Source organism: Proteus columbae, assembly GCF_002777965.1.
GTDB classification, from domain to species: domain Bacteria; phylum Pseudomonadota; class Gammaproteobacteria; order Enterobacterales; family Enterobacteriaceae; genus Proteus; species Proteus columbae.
This window is the reverse complement of record NZ_NGVR01000022.1, coordinates 1-18,376: the sequence shown is the minus strand read 5'-3', so window position 1 is coordinate 18,376 and position 18,376 is coordinate 1. Positions and strand designations below refer to the sequence as shown.

The following is an 18,376-nucleotide window of genomic DNA, read 5'->3' as shown; positions in this document are numbered from 1 at the left end:
AAAAACATTAAAACAAAAACGGATGATATCAATCATCCGCTTTTATGTCTTTAAAATCGTGTTTATTGTCAATCGGCTAGCACTAATTGAGGTTTAATCTCTTTTACTTTAGCAAGATATTCTTGTTTATCTTTACCTGTTAAACCGTCAGCACGAGGCAATGTTGCCGTTAGTGGATTGACTGCTTGTTGGTTGATCCACAGCTCATAGTGCAAATGAGGCCCAGTAGAACGTCCTGTATTTCCTGATAATGCAATTCTATCTCCACGCTTAACACGTTGTCCCGGTTTTACAAGTAACTGACGTAAGTGCATATAACGTGTTGTGTATTGGCTACCATGGCGAATAGCGATAAAGTTACCCGCTGCACCACTGTATTTAGCTACAATAACTTCACCATCCCCTGTTGCTAATACAGGTGTACCTACTGGCATAGCAAAGTCTACACCTTTATGAGCAGCTAAACGACCTGTAACAGGGTTAATACGACGAGGGTTAAATTGAGAGGAAACTCTAAACTGCTTCACTGTTGGGAATCGCATAAATCCACGTTCTAATCCACCAGCTTGACTATCATAAAAACGACCATCTTCAGCAAGGAAAGCATAATAGTCTTTGCCTGCACTACGTAAACGCACACCAATGAGTTCACTTTGCTCTGTACGACCATCAAGTACTTCGCGAGAAAAGAGCGCTGCAAATTGATCGCCACTTTGTAGTTTTTTAAAATCTACTTGCCATTGCAATGCTTTAGTCACTGCACGCGCTTCTGAATTTGTTAAACCCGCATTCGTTGCGCTAACGGAGAAACTGCCGCGAATAACGCCAGTGGTAACACTGTTTTTCCACTCACCTTTTTGAAATTCTTTTGTCTCTTTAAAGCCCGTTTCTGTACGGGTATAAACACGTGTTTCACGACGAGAAACGCCCCAGCTTAACTCTTTTAGCAACCCATTATCATCAAGCTCCCAACTAATAGGTTGTCCGATTTTAAGGTTTCTAAGATCTTTATTTTGATTAGAGATAGTTGCGATATCAGCAGAATCAATACCAAACTGAGTTAGTATTGAACTTAGTGAATCACCACTAGAGACAATATAAGTATGAGGAACTTGTGCAACGGCGGTGCTTGTATCTGAGCCATCATCGGCACCAACTAAGCCTTCGTCAGTAAGTTGATCACTACTGTCAGTAATAATGTCATCCGTATTTTCATCTTGGTTGGCAAGAGGCATTTGAATGCTGACAGGAACTTCTCGGCTTTGCTCATTTTGAAGAACCACTGGTCGCCAAATTGCGACGGCCAGTGTTGCAGCAGTTAACGAACCGAGCATGATCTTATGTGGGAGTGGTAAACTTAAATATACCTGTGCAATGGATTTCTTCTGCTGCACGTTCTTAATTCCTTATTGTGTTTCATTCAGGCAGCTCGCATATTGGTTAGCTAGTTGGGTAAGGAATTTTATATAGCTCTCTTGAGTTAGAGCAATCCCACTTCCTAGGGGGTCTAATACACCCATTTTAACCCCAGTGCCTTTCGCCACTGTTTCTATTACTGTCGGCCTAAATTGTGGCTCAGCAAAAATGCAGGTTGCTTTTTGCTCAACCAACTGTGTTCGTATTTGATGTAATTTCTGCGCACCCGGCTGTATTTCAGGGTTGATCGTAAAATGACCTAACGGCTTTAAATTATAATGTTTTTCGAAGTAGCCATAAGCATCATGAAAGACAAAATAACCCTTATTTCTCACAGGCGACAGAATATTAACAAGATTCTTATCAGTTTGCTTGAGTTGTTCGCTGAATTTACCTAGGTTTACGTCCAGAAGTTCTTTTTTATCTGGATAGAGAGTAATTAACCTTTTGTGGATCTGTTTTGCAGACGACAACGCAATTTCTGGTGATAACCAGATGTGCATATTATAATCACCGTGAGAATGATGTTCGTGATTTTCCTCATGTTTATGCACATTGTCATCATCATCTTTCAATAAAAGTGACTTTATTTCGTCAGTTTCCGCTAAAGCCAACTTATGATTGTCAGTAAGTCTGTTTAATGGCTTATCTAAAAACACTTCCATATCAGGCCCTACCCATACCATCAGGTCTGCGGAGGTGATTTTTTTCAAATCAGAGGGTTTTAATGCATAATCGTGTGGAGAGGCTCCATCGGGTAATAAAACCTCCGTTGGTGTTACTCCATCAGCGATAGCTGCAGCAATAAATCCTAATGGTCTAATGGAAACGACGACATCAGCCTGCACTGAAGCACTGAATGAGCTTATCATCGCTGTCGCTAAAAATGATTTCAATAAAAAACGATGCGCAAATTTGTTGTTTTTATGTAACATAGGAAGAATTCTCGTGAATCATCATTGGAAATGTTATATTATAACGTTTCAATGATTCTGCAAGTGCTAATTTTATGTCTGACTTGATTTGTTTAAAATCGGTTTGTGTTTCTTTTGGTGAAAGAGAAATTTTAAAAAATATCTCTTTTGATCTAAAAGCAGGCCGTATTCTTACTTTACTTGGCCCTAATGGTGCCGGTAAATCTACCGTTATCCGTTTAGTTCTTGGTTTATTGAACCCAACCTCAGGAAAAGTTGAGCGACAGAACGCACTACGAGTGGGCTATGTGCCACAAAAACTTTATCTCGATCCCACAATGCCACTTACCGTTAAACGGTTTATGACACTAAAACCAGGAGTTCATGATAGAGATATTCTCCCAGCTTTAGAACGAGTTAATGCGGCTAAATTAATCGATCAGCCTATGCAGAAACTTTCTGGTGGTGAGTCTCAACGTGTATTGTTAGCAAGAGCATTGCTTAATCAGCCCCAACTTTTAGTTTTAGATGAACCCACCCAAGGTGTTGATGTTAATGGTCAATTAGCTCTGTATGATTTAATTAATCAGCTTCGTCATGAATTAGGTTGTGCCATCTTGATGGTTTCTCATGACCTTCATCTTGTGATGGCAAAAACAGACGAAGTCCTCTGTTTAAATGGTCATATTTGCTGTTCGGGCACACCAGACGTTGTTTCTTCGCATCCTGAATTTATTGCCATGTTTGGAAGTCGTGGTGCTGAGCAACTTGGTATTTATCGTCATCATCACCAGCATAGTAAGGAGTGTCGTCATGATTGAGTTGCTGTTACCGGGTTGGATTGCCGGTATGCTCTTAGCAATGGCGGCGGGCCCTTTGGGCTCTTTTGTCGTTTGGCGTCGTATGTCTTATTTTGGTGATACTTTAGCTCACGCCTCACTGCTTGGTGTTGCTTTTGGTTTGCTGTTTAATATCGAGCCTTTTTATGCTGTTATCGCAGTCACGCTTCTGCTCGCTATTTTATTGGTCTGGTTAGAATTAAAACCTCAACTTTCTGTTGATACTCTTTTAGGGATCATGGCACACAGTGCGCTTTCTTTAGGGCTTGTGGTTGTTAGTTTAATGTCGAATGTGCGTGTTGATTTAATGGCTTATCTATTTGGTGATTTGCTGTCTGTAAATTATCAAGACGTTATCAGTATTTTTATTGGTATTGTGATTGTTTTATTTGTGATTATTCGCTCATGGCGTCCACTGCTTTCCATGACAATTAATCAAGATATGGCATTTGTTGATGGTGTGAATATTCAACGAGAACGCTTAAAGCTAATGATGATCACCGCATTAACCATTGGTTTAGCCATGAAGTTTGTCGGTGCGCTGATCATTACCTCTTTACTGATTATCCCTGCCGCAACTGCACGTCGTTTTGCTCGTTCTCCAGAGCAAATGGCACTGATTGCAATCGCGGTTGGTATGTTGGCAATTACAGGCGGTTTAACCTTCTCTGTTTTCTATGACACTCCTGCTGGCCCTTCTGTGGTTTTAGCCGCGAGTTGCTTATTTATTTTGAGTTTATTTGCTCCGACTAAACAGTAATCAATATATAGATTAAGACGTTATGCAAAAAATAACCCTCACTGTTAATTTTCAGGGAGGGTTATTTTTATCTATTCGTTATGCAGATCTTATTATTAATATATTGTGAAAAGTTTAATCTTCCATAATACGATTAAAATGACGATAGGCATGATTAGTCGCAACTCGGCCTCGTGGTGTGCGCTGAATAAAACCTTGCTGAATTAAATAAGGCTCTAATACATCTTCTATGGTTTCACGTTCTTCACCAATAGCTGCCGCAAGGTTATCTAATCCTACTGGGCCACCCATAAATTTATCAATGATGGCAAAAAGAAGTTTACGATCTAAATAATCAAAACCTGCCGCATCCACATTCAACATATCAAGCGCTTTAGAAGCAATCTCTTCATCAATGGCACCATTACCCTTTACTTGGGCAAAGTCTCTCACACGGCGCAATAATCGGTTAGTAATACGCGGTGTGCCTCGTGAACGCATAGCAATTTGGCGAGCACCTTCATCCGTCATCTCTAATCCCATAAAGCTGGCACTACGAGAAACAATGTGTTGAAGATCGTCAACATTATAAAACTCAAGACGTTGAACAATACCAAAACGGTCACGCAATGGAGATGTTAAAGAGCCTGCTCTTGTGGTTGCACCCACTAAGGTAAATGGAGGTAGATCGATTTTAATTGAACGAGCCGCGGGTCCTTCACCAATCATAATATCAAGTTGATAATCCTCCATTGCTGGATAAAGAATTTCTTCAACAACAGGTGAAAGACGATGAATCTCATCAATAAATAATACGTCATGAGGCTCAAGGTTAGTTAGCATAGCGGCTAGATCACCGGCTTTTTCAAGTACAGGGCCTGATGTCGTGCGTAAATTAACCCCCATTTCATTAGCAATGATATTTGCCAATGTGGTTTTACCTAATCCGGGAGGTCCAAAGATAAGCAAATGATCGAGCGCATCATGACGCAATTTAGCCGCCTGAATAAAAATCTCCATTTGTTCACGAACTTGCGGTTGCCCAACATATTCGGCAAGAGATTTAGGGCGAATAGCCCTATCAATAATTTCTTCTTCAGGTTGTTGAATTTCTGCTGAAATCAGGCGATCTGCTTCAATCACAGTGTGTTACTCCTAAATAGCCGCGCGCAACGCTTCTTTGATAAGCGTCTCGCTATCTGTACCCAGTTTTGCCACTTTGCTGATCATTTTTGCAGCTTCTTGTGGTTTATAGCCTAATGCAATTAATGCAGCAGAGGCTTCGGCTTCAATATCTGCCGCTTTTGGCGCTTTAGGTGAAGTGCTTTCTGGTAACTCAATATCACTATTTTCGAATAAATCACCATTAAGACCTTTAAAGCGATCTTTCATTTCAACAACTAAACGTTCAGCTGTTTTCTTACCTACACCCGGCAATTTCACTAGTGAAGTGATAGATTCATTTTCAATCGCAGTCACAAATTGGCGAGCAGACATACCAGATAGAATGGCTAATGCGAGTTTAGGCCCCACACCATTTACTTTAATTAATTCACGAAAGAGTGCGCGCTCTTGTTTCTGGTTAAAACCATAAAGTAATTGTGCATCTTCGCGTACGATAAATTGCGTATAGATAATGGCTTCTTGACCAATATCAGGCAATTCATAAAAACAGGTCATTGGCATATTGATTTCATAACCCACACCATTACCTGCCTCGATCAGCACCACTGGTGGCTGTTTTTCAAGAATAATTCCTCTGATACGACCTATCACCCTAACGCCTCCGCAAATATAATTACGTCAAGTTTATAACATAAAAAAAGCTGGACGTATATCCAGCCTGTAAAAAACCAAACACATTTACCAAGATAACAACTTATCTTAACCTGCCTCGTGTTAACACTAATCGAGGATCACCCACACGTAATAAATTTTGGTTAAAGTGACAATGCGTGATAGCAATCGCTAAAGCATCGGCAGCATCTGATTGTGGTGCCGCTGAGAGTTTTAGTATTGAGCGCACCATATGTTGTACTTGGCTTTTTTCAGCAGCGCCTGTACCAACAACGGTTTGTTTAACTTGGCGAGCTGCATATTCAAAAACAGGTAAATCATTGTTTACTGCGGCAAGTATCGCAACACCTCGCGCTTGCCCCAGTTTTAATGCGGAGTCAGCATTTTTAGCCATAAACACTTGTTCAACGGCAAACACATCCGGCGAAAATTGAGTAATAATTTCGCTCACACCAGCATAAATACGCTTAAGTCGATTGGGGAGATCGGGAACTTGTGTACGAATACAACCGCTTCCCAAATAGATAAGTTGACGCCCTTGCTGTCGAATTACGCCATAGCCTGTAACACGCGAACCGGGGTCTATACCTAGAATGATAGCCATATCAATTCCTGTTGCCGATATGGTCGATGGCGAGAGAAAAGAGCAAAAAAATCTGCTCTGCTCTTCTCTTCGCACTTTGAATAACAGCGTTAAACACCGTTATTTTCGATAATCGTTAGAACGATTACAGGATATCTTCCAGTTGTTTTGCAACTTCATCTGAGATATCACCGTTGTGATATACTTCTTGCACGTCATCACTGTCTTCTAACATATCGATAAGACGCATTAATTTTGGTGCAGTTTCAATATCTAATTCTGCTTTAGTTGATGGGATCATTGAAACTTCAGCTGATTCAGCAACAAAACCTGCTGCATCCATCGCATCTTTTACTTCACCAAAAGATTCTGGTGTCGTGTAAACATCAATAGCGCCATCATCAAAAGTTTCAACGTCATCAGCACCTGCTTCCAACGCAGCTTCCATAACGGCATCTTCATCAACACCTGGTGCGTATGAAATGACCCCTTTTTTGGTAAACAGATAAGATACAGAACCATCTGTTCCTAAGTTACCACCTGTTTTGGTAAATGCATGGCGAACATCGGAAACAGTACGGTTACGATTATCACTTAAGCATTCAACCATCACAGCAGTACCTGCTGGGCCGTAGCCTTCATAAATGATGGTTTCCATATTATCGTTTTCATCATTACCCACACCTCGTGCAATTGCACGATTTAAGGTGTCACGAGTCATGTTGTTCGATAATGCTTTATCAACTGCCGCACGTAAACGCGGGTTAGTTGCAGGATCACCACCACCTAAACGTGCTGCTGTAACTAATTCACGGATGATTTTAGTGAAAATTTTACCGCGTTTCGCATCTTGCGCTGCTTTACGGTGTTTTGTATTGGCCCATTTACTATGACCTGCCATGAAATATCTCCAAACGTGGTCTAATCATTAAATAACAAATTCTTCAATCGCTTGCTGATTACTGGCGGATTTTGTTAATTTTGCCGCCAGTGGCGCGTCTAACCATTGGTATTGCGAATGCTCAGTTAGCACAATATCTCGCTCTGCGGGCAGTGCTAACGAAAACCAATGTTCCTGACAATGAGTAACATCTGGTGCATAACGATGCCGAAAGTGTGCAAAAATTTCAAAAAGAATCGAACGATGGCAATCCACCAGCTCAAGATTTTCTTTTATGATATCAATTCCAACTTCTTCTTGCACTTCACGCAATGCCGTTTGAAAAGGCGTTTCACCCTCTTCTAAACTGCCAGTCACAGATTGCCAGAAATCAGGATCATCTCGACGCTTTAGCATAAGCACCCGCTTGGTCTTTTTTGCATAAATAACAACTAAAACGGATACCGGGCGCTTATATTTCATCATTTACTCTTTATCTTCGCTAACTTCTTTTTGAGTTACTGCAATCGCTAACTCTTTTAAAGAATCTTCATTAGCAAAGCTTGGTGCATTTGTCATTAAACACGCAGCTGCTGTTGTTTTAGGGAAAGCAATAACATCACGAATGTTATCAGTACCTGTTAACAACATCACTAAACGGTCTAAACCAAAGGCTAAACCTGCATGTGGTGGAGTACCAAATTTAAGTGCATCTAATAAGAAACCAAATTTCTCTTGTTGCTCATTTGGTGCAATACCTAAAATACTAAATACCGCTTGTTGCATTTCATTACGGTGAATACGCACTGAACCGCCACCCACTTCATAACCATTAATTACCATATCATAAGCATTTGCCACAGCACCTACTGGATGTGCAGTCAATTCAACTGGTGATAAGTCTTTTGGTGAAGTAAATGGATGGTGCATCGCGCTTAAGCTACCGGTTTCTTCATCTTCTTCAAACATTGGGAAGTCGATAACCCACAATGGTTTCCATGCATTTAAATCAGTCAGTTCAAGATCACGACCGACTTTCAGACGCAGAGCGCCCATTGCATCACTCATTGTGCCTTTACGACCAGCACCAAAGAAGATTAAATCGCCATCTGTTGCGCCTGTTGTTTCTAAAATAGCGTTAACAACATCGTTAGTCAGGAATTTAGCGATTGGGCTTTGTACACCGTCAATACCTTTCGCACTTTCGTTGACTTTCATCCACGCAAGACCTTTAGCACCGTAGATACCAACAAATTGTGTATATTCGTCAATATTTTTACGGGTTAATGATGCACCACCCGGTACACGCAACGCGATAACACGGCATCTTTCATCGTTGGCAGCTTGTGCAAATACACTGAACTCAACATCTTTAACTAAATCAGCGATGTCTTTAAGTTCCATTGGGTTACGTAAATCTGGTTTGTCTGAACCATAACGACGCATTGCTTCAGCAAAAGTCATTACTGGGAACGCACCTAAATCGACATTAAGAATATCTAACCATAAGGCATGGATCATACGCTCCATCACTTCGCGCACTTGATCTGCACTCATGAAAGAGGTTTCAACATCGATCTGTGTAAATTCAGGCTGACGGTCTGCACGTAAATCTTCATCGCGGAAGCATTTTACGATTTGATAGTAACGATCAAAGCCAGACATCATTAACAGCTGTTTAAAAAGCTGTGGTGATTGTGGCAATGCGTAGAATTTACCTTTATGTACACGACTTGGCACTAAATAGTCACGCGCACCTTCAGGTGTCGCTTTTGTCAGCATTGGGGTTTCAACATCAAGGAAACCTTCACCATCCATAAAACGGCGAACAAAGCTTGTGATTTTAGCACGGGTTTTTAAGCGATCTGACATTTCAGGGCGACGCAGGTCTAAATAACGATATGTTAAACGACGCTCTTCAGTATTTGTTTGATTGCTATCTAACGGTAATGGCTCTGAACGGTTAAAAATAGACAGAGATTCTGCCGCTAACTCAATTTCACCTGTTGCCATATTTTTATTAACTTGGCTATCAGGACGAGCGCGTACTGTTCCTGTGACTTGAATACAAAATTCATTACGCAGTTCTGAAGCCTGAGAAAATGCCTCTTTCTGCTCTGGGTCAAAGAAGACTTGAACAATACCTTCGCGATCTCGCATATCAATAAAGATAAGTCCACCTAAGTCACGGCGACGATTAACCCAACCACAAAGAGTCACTTTTTGGCCCACATGGGCGCTATTCAACTGCCCACAATAATTAGTACGCATACAATATCCTTTTACTCAGCTTGTTGTGCTTTCTGCTGCGGAAATTTTGGCAATAGTCTTTTTCGAGTAGTGTCAAAAAAAAGGCAGACATTATAACGAAAATTCTTCCTGGAGATAAGAGTATAGACCTAGTTTATATGATACATCTTTTCAAGGATTTGCTAATCCCCAAACAATTAATTAATAATAATTATTTATAGCGACAGAAGTCGCTTTGAGGTTTATCATTAAATTCGCCGTTTTTTGGCTTTGGCAATGGAGAAAAGATGGTTAGCTCGCTTTATATCGTACTGGGCGCACTATTATTGATTAAATTGTCCCTCAATGTCGTAAAACTAAGAACACAATATCGGGTTGCTTATGGTGATGGTGGCTTTTATGAATTACAAACAGCCATCCGTGTTCACGGCAATGCGGTAGAATATATTCCGATTTCCATGATCTTATTATTGGTCATGGAAATGAATGGTGCTTTTGTTTGGATGGTACACATCTGTGGCTCAATTTTAATCGCAGGTCGCTTTTTACACTCTTATGGATTAAAACACCGTGAACTTCGCTGGCGTCGTTCAGGCATGGCAGCCACTTACTTATCAATGGTATTGATGATCATTGCTAATATTTATTTCCTTCCTTGGATACAAATCTTTTCCTTTTATTACTAAGTCCTCGCGGGAATAACATGATCATCCATGATCAAAACCGACATCCTTGCTGTTGTGTCTAATAACGGCAAGGTATCAGAAAGGTTTATTTATTTTTTCCAATTTCTTTCTAAATAATGCAACTTTGTGAGCACCGTCGCTTCTGGTAGAATGCTTGCTTCTTTTATTCCTTAAACCTATTTTAGTTATGTCGAATTCAAAATCATCACAACAAGACAGCTTATTTGCGACACCTATTGCTAACCTTGGTGACTGGCGCTTTGATGAAAAAGTCGCTGAAGTGTTTCCTGATATGATAAAACGCTCTGTACCAGGTTACTCTAATATCATCTCCATGATTGGTATGCTTGCAGGTCGCTTTGTTACGCCCAATAGCCAAGTCTATGATTTAGGCTGTTCTTTAGGTGCAGCAACCCTTTCCATGCGTCGTAATATTGATGCTGCTGGCTGCAAAATTATTGGTGTTGATAATTCACCTGCCATGGTAGAACGCTGTCAGCGCCATATTGATGCCTATAAAGCAGATACACCCGTTGATATTATTGAAGGTGATATTCTTGATATCGAAATTAATAATGCCTCAATGGTCGTACTTAATTTCACCTTACAATTCTTAGCGCCGAACGATCGCCAAATATTGTTAAACCGAATTTACCAAGGTCTTAACCCTGGTGGCGTGTTAGTACTTTCTGAAAAATTCAGTTTTGAAGATAAAGAAATTGGTGAGTTACTGTTTAATATGCACCATGATTTCAAACGTGCTAACGGTTACAGTGAATTAGAAATTAGCCAAAAACGTAGCATGTTAGAAAATGTTATGCTGACCGATTCTGTTGAAACGCATAAAACTCGCTTACATAATGCAGGTTTTCCACATGCGGAAGTTTGGTTCCAATGTTTTAATTTCGGCTCTCTTTTAGCGATTAAAGGCAATAATTAATGATTAATTTTGGCTCGTTTTATCAACTTATTGCGCAAGATGAGCGCTTATTTCATTGGTTAGATACATTACCGGCTCAGTTATCAGAATGGCGTTCAAATGCGTTACACGGTCACTTTTCCTCTTGGGAAAGAATGCTTGATGGTTTACCAGAAATTACGCCGACTGAGATTGATTTGAAAAATGGTGTGATTGCTCAGCATACTCCAGCATTAAGCGCAGGTGAGCAACTAGGGTTAAACAACGTTTTAAAAAATTTAATGCCGTGGCGTAAAGGTCCATTTTCACTTTATGGCGTCAATATCGATACAGAATGGCGCTCTGATTGGAAATGGGATCGTGTTTTACCCCATCTTTCACCACTTGAAGGCCGTTTAGTATTAGATGTTGGTTGTGGCAGTGGCTATCACATGTGGCGAATGTTAGGTGAAGGCGCTGAATTTGTTGTAGGGATCGACCCTACTCAACTTTTCTTATGCCAATTTGAAGCTGTCAGAAAATTATTAGGTAATGACCAACGCGCACATTTAATTCCTGTTGGTATTGAGCAAATGCCAGAATTAAATGCCTTCGATACCGTATTCTCAATGGGTGTACTTTATCATCGCCGTTCACCACTTGATCATTTATGGCAATTAAAAAACCAATTAGTTTCTGGTGGCGAATTGGTATTAGAAAGCCTTGTTGTTGATGGTGATGAATTTCAATGCCTGATCCCTGGTGAACGTTATGCACAAATGCGTAACGTGTACTTTATTCCATCAGCAAAAATGCTAAAAGTTTGGCTAGAAAAATGTGGTTTTAAAGATGTACGCATTGTCGATGAAAACACGACTTCTCTTGATGAACAACGTAAAACAGATTGGATGGTAACGGATTCATTAGATGCATTCTTAGATGCTGATGATAAAACAAAAACAGTTGAAGGTTATCCCGCCCCTAAACGTGCGATATTAATTGCAACTAAGCCTTAATTTTTTATCTAAATTTAAAGGGATATCAAGTTATTAAATATCCCTTTCTTTCATAATATTCATCTTGTTTTTTTATTAAAGACACCTCATTCGTCTCCTTATTTGCAAATGAACGATTAAAGAAGATTATGGCAAAGAGATCAAAGAGCAAAGCTGCTACTCAAAAAGAAATAACACAAAAAAAACAACACGCTCTTTTACAAAAGAATAAGCGTCAGAAATATAATGATCCTATCTTTTCGTCCTTTGTCGAAACCACATCAGCAAAACGCCTTCCATTAACGCCATTACAACGAGGTGTTCAACTCTTTTTTTCATTATTTGACTATGCCACACAACTTTTATATATCGTGTTTATTATTACCGTTTGGTGGTTTCCTGAACATTTTTCAGTTCAAACAATTTATAATTTGACCGTTTTATTTTTATTTGAGTTTATTCTCGTGCACTCAGGTGTTTTTATGGCTGCATTTGCTCGTACTAAACTTGTTTTTGCTCTTATTCCCTTTTATGGAATATTTGCTCTTATTATCAATAGTATGATTATGGGTGATGAAAACCTGATTATTTGGCTTTATGCTGTGATTGTTGCTAATCGAATTATCAGTGGTTATCAAGTAAAAACTAAAGAAGAAATGGGAAAGAATTTATTCTATTCTGCACTATTAGTTTTAAATTTTATGCTATGCCTTTTTTCTGTCATGATTTTTAAGTTCCTAGTTCCTTACGGTGGATTAACGCCTCAATATTTAAATAAAATTGATTATCTCTATTTAATTCCACAGCACAGTGATTATTTTAATGTTCCACATATTGGTATGGCATACGGCACTCTATTTTATGGTATTCCTTTAGCTTGCATTACCTATATTAATATATCATCGATTTATAAACATATAATGTTCAGAATAAAAGCACGTAAAATGCGAACCGCACATAGATAACCTTATTTGACGCTTGTTGTTCATCTTTATTCATGTTTAAATACGCGCGTTATTTCTCCAATTATTTCTCTTTTTAAGAAGGCACTTCCCTACGATGAACTAAATTCTGCCAGAAAATTTTTTCAAATACCTTTTGGGGTATTCATTTTCTGTTACTGGCAGACAATAATTTATTTCGTCGCATCTAAAAAAGATCTCGGCTGTCTGCCACCTATTTCGCTTAGGAGGTATTACTATGACAATAGCCTGTCACTTTTCACAACTTACTATCGAATTTAATCAGCAAGGTCTTTTTCCGCCTTTAACTCGTTCGTTGGCTTGTCAGCAAAATGCATTAATCGGCCATAACGGTAAAGGGAAATCGGTACTATTAAGATTATTAGCACAAAAAATGTTACCGACCGCAGGTCAAATTAACTGGAATATGCCTTTTGTTCACGTTGATCAATTAACGCGATTACAAGGTGATACACTTGCTCAAGCGTTAGATATTCATGAAATTTATCAAGCATTCCAACGCGTTGATGCAGGTATTGCCACATTAGAAGATATAGAGTTACTCGATGGTAAATGGCAACTTCCTGTTATGTGGCAGAATTTATTAGATTCAGCACAACTTCCCGTCGCATTAGATACCCCTATTACGCATCTAAGCGGTGGAGAACAGACACGTTTAGCACTTTGTCGCGCCTTTTTATGCGAAGAGAGTTTTCTGCTCTTAGATGAGCCAGATAATCATCTTGATTATCAAGGACAACAATGGCTAATAAAGCAATTAGCTCAGCATAAAGCTGGTTCTCTTATTGTTAGTCACAATCGAAACTTACTCTCATATGCCGACACCATTCTTGAATTAAGTGAGAAAGGTTTATCTGAATATGGTGGAAATTATACTTTATATGAGACACAAAAAAGTGCAGAAATAGCATCGTTGGAAGCCGCAAGTGATCGGCTAAACAGCCAAATTAAAAATGAGAAACGCCAGCAACAAGCGACTTTGCAAAAAGCAGCACAACGGAAACGACAAGGCGAATCACTTAGGCAAAGTGGCTCGCAGTGCTTACTTTTATTAGATATGCAAACAAATCGAGCGGAACAACGACAATCAGCCGTTGCCAAACGACATCAGCGCGTAATTGATGATATGCAATCTCAAAAACAAGGTGTCGATGAGGAAAAAGCACATATTCATCAGCAAAAAATGGTATTGAATTATCAACCTGATGGCCATCGTTTAAATGTATTTGTTAATAATCTTCAGCTTCCATATGGTTATCAGCACTCTATTTCATTTTCAGCTTATGGCAATGAACATTGGCACATTAAAGGTAAGAATGGCTGTGGAAAATCAACATTATTAAAATGTTTGATCGAGCAATTTGCATCGCTTTCTGGTGAATTTCGTCTCAACAAAGACTATTGTTATCTTGATCAACACCTTGCGTTGCTTGATAAAACATTGCCGGTTGCACAAGCACTACACCAATATCAACCCGCGATTTCTATCGAGCAATGGCGAACGCGCCTTGGGATGTTGAGAATTAGGGGTGATAAATCTTTACTGCCACTTGAAAAACTAAGTGGTGGCGAGCAATTAAAAGCAACATTATTGGCTTTAACACATAGCCCAAAACCACCAGCAGTATTATTACTTGATGAGCCAGATAATCACCTTGATATCGAATCCAAACAACTATTGGAAAATCTACTTGTTGAATATCAAGGCACATTGTTACTGGTTTCGCATGATGAAGCCTTTGTTGAACGCTGTGGTATTACACATACGCTGTTATTAGGTGAGATTTAAAAAACTGCGCCATAAAAGGCGCAGTTATAAACTATTAAATTTGTATCAATCAAGATACTAGTGGCGCATAAATGCTCATAATATCTTTCATCGCTTCAACTGTATCTTCATCGACACAATAGTGTGTGAATTCATCCACTTCACTATCAGAACTCATTGTGACACCTGCTTTACGATAAACCATCGTAGAAAGGGCAACTTTTCCTGCTGAGCTATGAATTTCTTTCAATCCCGCATCTAGGAATTTTTGGATATTACTGAGCCTTACACCTGCTCCTGCCATAATTATAGGACCTTGTGTTTTTTCATTTAACGTTCGTAATAATGGCAAACCTAATTCTGCGTTTGCCTGTTGTCCTGACGTTAAAATACGAGAAACACCTAGCTGAGTCAGTTGTTCTAGCGCTAATAATGGATTAATACACATATCAAAAGCACGATGAAAAGTAATGGCTAATGGGCCTGCAAGCTCCATTAAAATTTCCATTTTAGGCAAATCAATATGCCCTTCTTCATTTAAAAGACCAACAACGGCACCTGAAAATCCCATATCACGGATCAAACTAATATCATTTTTCATTGCTGAAAAATCAGCTTGTGTATAACAAAAATCACCACCACGCGGGCGAACGATAGGATGAACGGGAATACGAACCAGATCCCTGACTTGTCGTAGCATTCCAAAGCTTGGTGTAATACCACCTTCTGCCGGACTCGTGCACAGCTCTATTCTGTCTGCGCCTGCTCGTTCTGCTACCAACGCACATTCAGCGCCAAAACAACAAATCTCCAACGTAGCCATATCATCCCTCTCCATCCTTAATAAAGAAAGTAATCAGAAAATAAATATCATTTCTTAGCGATTACTAACAATAGTTGTCGAATCTCGTTATTCATTCAATTCCACTATCAGAATTTTGTGCTGACACAAGCAAACTATTTTCTTAAAGTGTCGCTCAACACTCACTTTCAACGATTTCAAGTAACGAATAAGGATGATACTTCACTGTGACTTTTCCATTAGAAATAGCCACTGTTGGATTAGGTAAACGTTCTTTCTCACCTTTAGGTTCACTAATTTTTAAGCTAACACTCTCAGGTAACGTTTGAGGTAAAAAAGATATAACTTTATTCACTAGATCTGCGGGGGCGATGGAGATCACTTGCTCAATATGTTCCCAACCTTGGTATTCATATTTTTTATTCGTGGGAAAAGGTAATTCAACAATCGAAACAGATTGATTTAAAATAGTTAAAGGCATTTCTAATTGAAATAGATATATTGGGCGACCATTAATCACATTATCAGAAATACACTTTCCACACTGGCTTAGTCCTGTTCGCCACTGCTCTGCTAATACTAAATCGTGACAACGTAACGATACATGATCCGTACGGTAGACTGATAAATCTATACCCAAACTATCGGCAAATAGTGTCATATTTTCTTCAAACAAAGAAAGCTCGTGAGTTAAATCATTTAATTGAGAAATTGAAGAAAATAACGCCATTTTGAATAACCTTAATGAAAAAACAGAGAAAAAACCTTAAAGATAAGGCCGAGATGGTAGCATGTTCTAGCCGGAATATGTTATAAATTCAAGGTTAATCCTAATTCTTTATAAGAAACCTGTCAGACTTTTGTCGTCAGGTTTTATTTTCTCAATAATTTAAGGTAACCCGGTGAATATTCAGGCTTTTCTTTCAGAAAAAATCAGTGTGGCAATGTGTGCTGCTGGCGCACCCGCTGATAGCGAACCTCTTGTCCGTCAGTCAGCCAAAGTACAATTTGGTGACTATCAGGCAAATGGTGTCATGGGAGCTGCAAAAAAAATGGGGATCCCACCCCGACAACTCGCAGAAAAGATCCTAGAAAAGCTCGATATTACGGATGTTGCAGATAAAGTTGAAATCGCAGGCCCAGGTTTTATCAATATCTTTTTATCTCCACAATGGGTTGCAAAACAAGCTGAAGACGCATTAGCAGATGAACATCTAAACGTAACACCTGTTGAACCTCAAACTATTGTTATCGACTATTCATCACCGAACGTTGCAAAACAGATGCACGTTGGCCACTTACGCTCAACCATTATTGGTGATGCAAGTGCGCGTACTTTATCTTTCTTAGGTCATAATGTTGTTCGTGCCAATCACCTTGGTGATTGGGGTACGCAATTTGGTATGTTAATTGCGTATTTAGAGAAAAAACAGAATGAAAATGCCGCTGATATGGCGTTATCTGATCTCGAAGAGTTCTATCGTGAAGCGAAAAAACACTATGATGAAGATGAAGTATTCGCAGAGCGCGCCCGTAATTACGTTGTGAAGTTACAAAGTGGTGATGAATACTGCCGTACAATGTGGCGTAAATTAGTTGATATCACTATGCAACAAAACCAAGTGACTTATCAACGCCTTAACGTCACATTAACCGAAGATGACATTATGGGGGAAAGTCTTTATAACCCAATGTTGGCAGGTATTGTTGCTGATTTAAAAGCAAAAGGTCTTGCAGTAGAAAGTGAAGGTGCAACGGTTGTTTTCCTTGATGAATATAAAAACAAGGAAGGCGAACCTATGGGTGTTATCATTCAGAAAAAAGATGGTGGCTACCTATATACAACGACAGATATTGCTTGTGCAAAATACCGTCACGAAACATTACATGCTGATCGTGTACTTTATTATATCGACTCTCGTCAGCACCAGCATTTAATGCAAGCTTGGACGATTGTACGTAAAGCAGGTTATATTCCTGAGTCTATGACACTTGAACACCATATGTTCGGTATGATGTTAGGTAAAGATGGTCGCCCATTTAAAACTCGTTCTGGTGGCACAATTCGTTTAACCGACTTACTTGATGAAGCTCAAGAAAGAGCGCGCTCATTAATCGCTGAAAAAAATCCAGACATGGATAAAGACGAATTAAATAACGTTGCTCGCGTTGTGGGTATTGGCGCTGTTAAATACGCTGATTTATCTAAAAACCGTACAACAGATTACATCTTTGATTGGGATCTGATGTTAAGTTTCGAAGGTAACACTGCACCTTATATGCAATACGCTTATACTCGTGTTGCTTCAATCTTTAAACGTGCAGAAATTGATGAAAATGCGTTAACACAACCTATCGCATTAACCCAATCTCATGAAAGACAGCTTGCATTACGTTTAGTCCAATTTGATGAAACAATTATGCAAGTTTCTCGTGATGGAACGCCTCACGTTATGTGTGCTTATCTTTACGATCTGGCACAAGCCTTCTCTGGCTTTTATGAAAATTGCCCTATCTTATCTGCTGAAGATGAAAACACTCGCCAAAGTCGTCTAAAACTGGCTCGTTTAACCGCGAGAACCTTAAAGCAAGGTTTAGATACTTTAGGTATTGAAACCGTAGATAGAATGTAATTCATCTCTGCTTTCAAATAGTAGTGATAAAAAAACCGATGGTATTAATGAACTGCACCCCAAAAGTTGGACACCAACTTTGGGGTGTTTTTCTATGGCTAAATATTCTCTCGATTTTAAACTCAATGTGATTAATTTTTATCTCGAAGGCAATAGCTTTCTATCAACGGCTAAGCATTTTTCTATTGATACT

General features: G+C 39.3%; 18 protein-coding genes. 8 read left to right on the top strand and 10 right to left on the bottom strand.

The window, feature by feature from the left end:
• Window positions 1-68: 68 nt before the first annotated feature.
• Both mepM and znuA read right to left on the bottom strand, forming a co-directional pair.
• Window positions 69-1,394 (bottom strand): murein DD-endopeptidase MepM, encoded by a 1,326-nt coding sequence (mepM, locus tag CBE70_RS10840; RefSeq protein WP_100159357.1) that lies wholly within the window; start codon window positions 1,392-1,394, stop codon window positions 69-71.
• Between the two features lie 12 nt (window positions 1,395-1,406).
• Window positions 1,407-2,351, bottom strand: a complete 945-nt coding sequence (gene znuA / locus CBE70_RS10835) for a zinc ABC transporter substrate-binding protein ZnuA (RefSeq protein WP_100159356.1) — start codon at window positions 2,349-2,351, stop codon at window positions 1,407-1,409.
• A gap of 74 nt (window positions 2,352-2,425) precedes the next feature.
• Between znuA and znuC the strand changes: the two genes are divergently transcribed.
• Entirely contained in the window at window positions 2,426-3,151 is a 726-nt protein-coding gene (gene znuC / locus CBE70_RS10830; protein ID WP_100159355.1) for a zinc ABC transporter ATP-binding protein ZnuC, read from the top strand.
• A complete protein-coding gene (gene znuB, locus CBE70_RS10825) occupies window positions 3,144-3,929 on the top strand; it encodes a zinc ABC transporter permease subunit ZnuB (RefSeq protein ID WP_100159354.1) in 786 nt (261 codons plus the stop codon). The genes znuC and znuB overlap by 8 nt, the downstream gene beginning before the upstream one ends.
• 114 nt (window positions 3,930-4,043) lie before the next feature.
• On the opposite strand, the gene ruvB is transcribed toward znuB, so the two are convergent.
• The 6 genes from ruvB to aspS all read right to left on the bottom strand — a co-directional run bounded on the left by ruvB (window position 4,044) and on the right by aspS (window position 9,439).
• The gene (gene ruvB, locus CBE70_RS10820; protein ID WP_099075472.1) at window positions 4,044-5,051 is read right to left on the bottom strand and encodes a Holliday junction branch migration DNA helicase RuvB; all 1,008 of its coding nucleotides are present in this window, start codon (window positions 5,049-5,051) and stop codon (window positions 4,044-4,046) included.
• A gap of 12 nt (window positions 5,052-5,063) precedes the next feature.
• Window positions 5,064-5,684 (bottom strand): Holliday junction branch migration protein RuvA, encoded by a 621-nt coding sequence (gene ruvA, locus CBE70_RS10815; RefSeq protein WP_075671063.1) that lies wholly within the window; start codon window positions 5,682-5,684, stop codon window positions 5,064-5,066.
• A 103-nt stretch (window positions 5,685-5,787) separates the two neighbouring features.
• Complete coding sequence (ruvC, locus tag CBE70_RS10810; protein ID WP_006536599.1) at window positions 5,788-6,309, bottom strand: crossover junction endodeoxyribonuclease RuvC; 522 nt, start codon at window positions 6,307-6,309, stop codon at window positions 5,788-5,790.
• Window positions 6,310-6,433: 124 nt separating this feature from the next.
• Window positions 6,434-7,189: a YebC/PmpR family DNA-binding transcriptional regulator gene (locus CBE70_RS10805; RefSeq protein WP_023582074.1), complete on the bottom strand. Its 756-nt coding sequence runs from the start codon at window positions 7,187-7,189 to the stop codon at window positions 6,434-6,436.
• 27 nt (window positions 7,190-7,216) lie between these two features.
• A complete protein-coding gene (gene nudB / locus CBE70_RS10800) occupies window positions 7,217-7,651 on the bottom strand; it encodes a dihydroneopterin triphosphate diphosphatase (protein ID WP_198585716.1) in 435 nt (144 codons plus the stop codon).
• Window positions 7,652-7,654: 3 nt separating this feature from the next.
• The gene (gene aspS, locus CBE70_RS10795) at window positions 7,655-9,439 is read right to left on the bottom strand and encodes an aspartate--tRNA ligase (RefSeq protein WP_100159352.1); all 1,785 of its coding nucleotides are present in this window, start codon (window positions 9,437-9,439) and stop codon (window positions 7,655-7,657) included.
• A 266-nt stretch (window positions 9,440-9,705) separates the two neighbouring features.
• Between aspS and CBE70_RS10790 the strand changes: the two genes are divergently transcribed.
• The 5 genes from CBE70_RS10790 to CBE70_RS10770 all read left to right on the top strand — a co-directional run bounded on the left by CBE70_RS10790 (window position 9,706) and on the right by CBE70_RS10770 (window position 14,769).
• Window positions 9,706-10,104, top strand: coding sequence for an MAPEG family protein (locus CBE70_RS10790; protein WP_023582071.1), 399 nt, complete (start codon window positions 9,706-9,708; stop codon window positions 10,102-10,104).
• 187 nt (window positions 10,105-10,291) lie between these two features.
• The gene (cmoA, locus tag CBE70_RS10785) at window positions 10,292-11,044 is read left to right on the top strand and encodes a carboxy-S-adenosyl-L-methionine synthase CmoA (RefSeq protein WP_100159385.1); all 753 of its coding nucleotides are present in this window, start codon (window positions 10,292-10,294) and stop codon (window positions 11,042-11,044) included.
• Complete coding sequence (gene cmoB, locus CBE70_RS10780; protein WP_100159351.1) at window positions 11,044-12,018, top strand: tRNA 5-methoxyuridine(34)/uridine 5-oxyacetic acid(34) synthase CmoB; 975 nt, start codon at window positions 11,044-11,046, stop codon at window positions 12,016-12,018. The genes cmoA and cmoB overlap by 1 nt, the downstream gene beginning before the upstream one ends.
• A gap of 128 nt (window positions 12,019-12,146) precedes the next feature.
• Complete coding sequence (locus CBE70_RS10775; RefSeq protein WP_100159350.1) at window positions 12,147-12,962, top strand: hypothetical protein; 816 nt, start codon at window positions 12,147-12,149, stop codon at window positions 12,960-12,962.
• Between the two features lie 235 nt (window positions 12,963-13,197).
• Entirely contained in the window at window positions 13,198-14,769 is a 1,572-nt protein-coding gene (locus CBE70_RS10770) for an ATP-binding cassette domain-containing protein (protein WP_100159349.1), read from the top strand.
• A 49-nt stretch (window positions 14,770-14,818) separates the two neighbouring features.
• On the opposite strand, the gene cutC is transcribed toward CBE70_RS10770, so the two are convergent.
• Together cutC and CBE70_RS10760 are read right to left on the bottom strand one after the other, a co-directional pair.
• On the bottom strand, window positions 14,819-15,571 hold the full coding sequence (gene cutC, locus CBE70_RS10765; protein WP_100159348.1) for a copper homeostasis protein CutC: 753 nt from the start codon (window positions 15,569-15,571) through the stop codon (window positions 14,819-14,821).
• 154 nt (window positions 15,572-15,725) lie between these two features.
• Entirely contained in the window at window positions 15,726-16,280 is a 555-nt protein-coding gene (locus tag CBE70_RS10760; RefSeq protein ID WP_100159347.1) for a VOC family protein, read from the bottom strand.
• Between the two features lie 172 nt (window positions 16,281-16,452).
• Between CBE70_RS10760 and argS the strand changes: the two genes are divergently transcribed.
• Window positions 16,453-18,183, top strand: coding sequence for an arginine--tRNA ligase (gene argS / locus CBE70_RS10755; RefSeq protein ID WP_100159346.1), 1,731 nt, complete (start codon window positions 16,453-16,455; stop codon window positions 18,181-18,183).
• Window positions 18,184-18,376 lie beyond the last annotated feature (193 nt).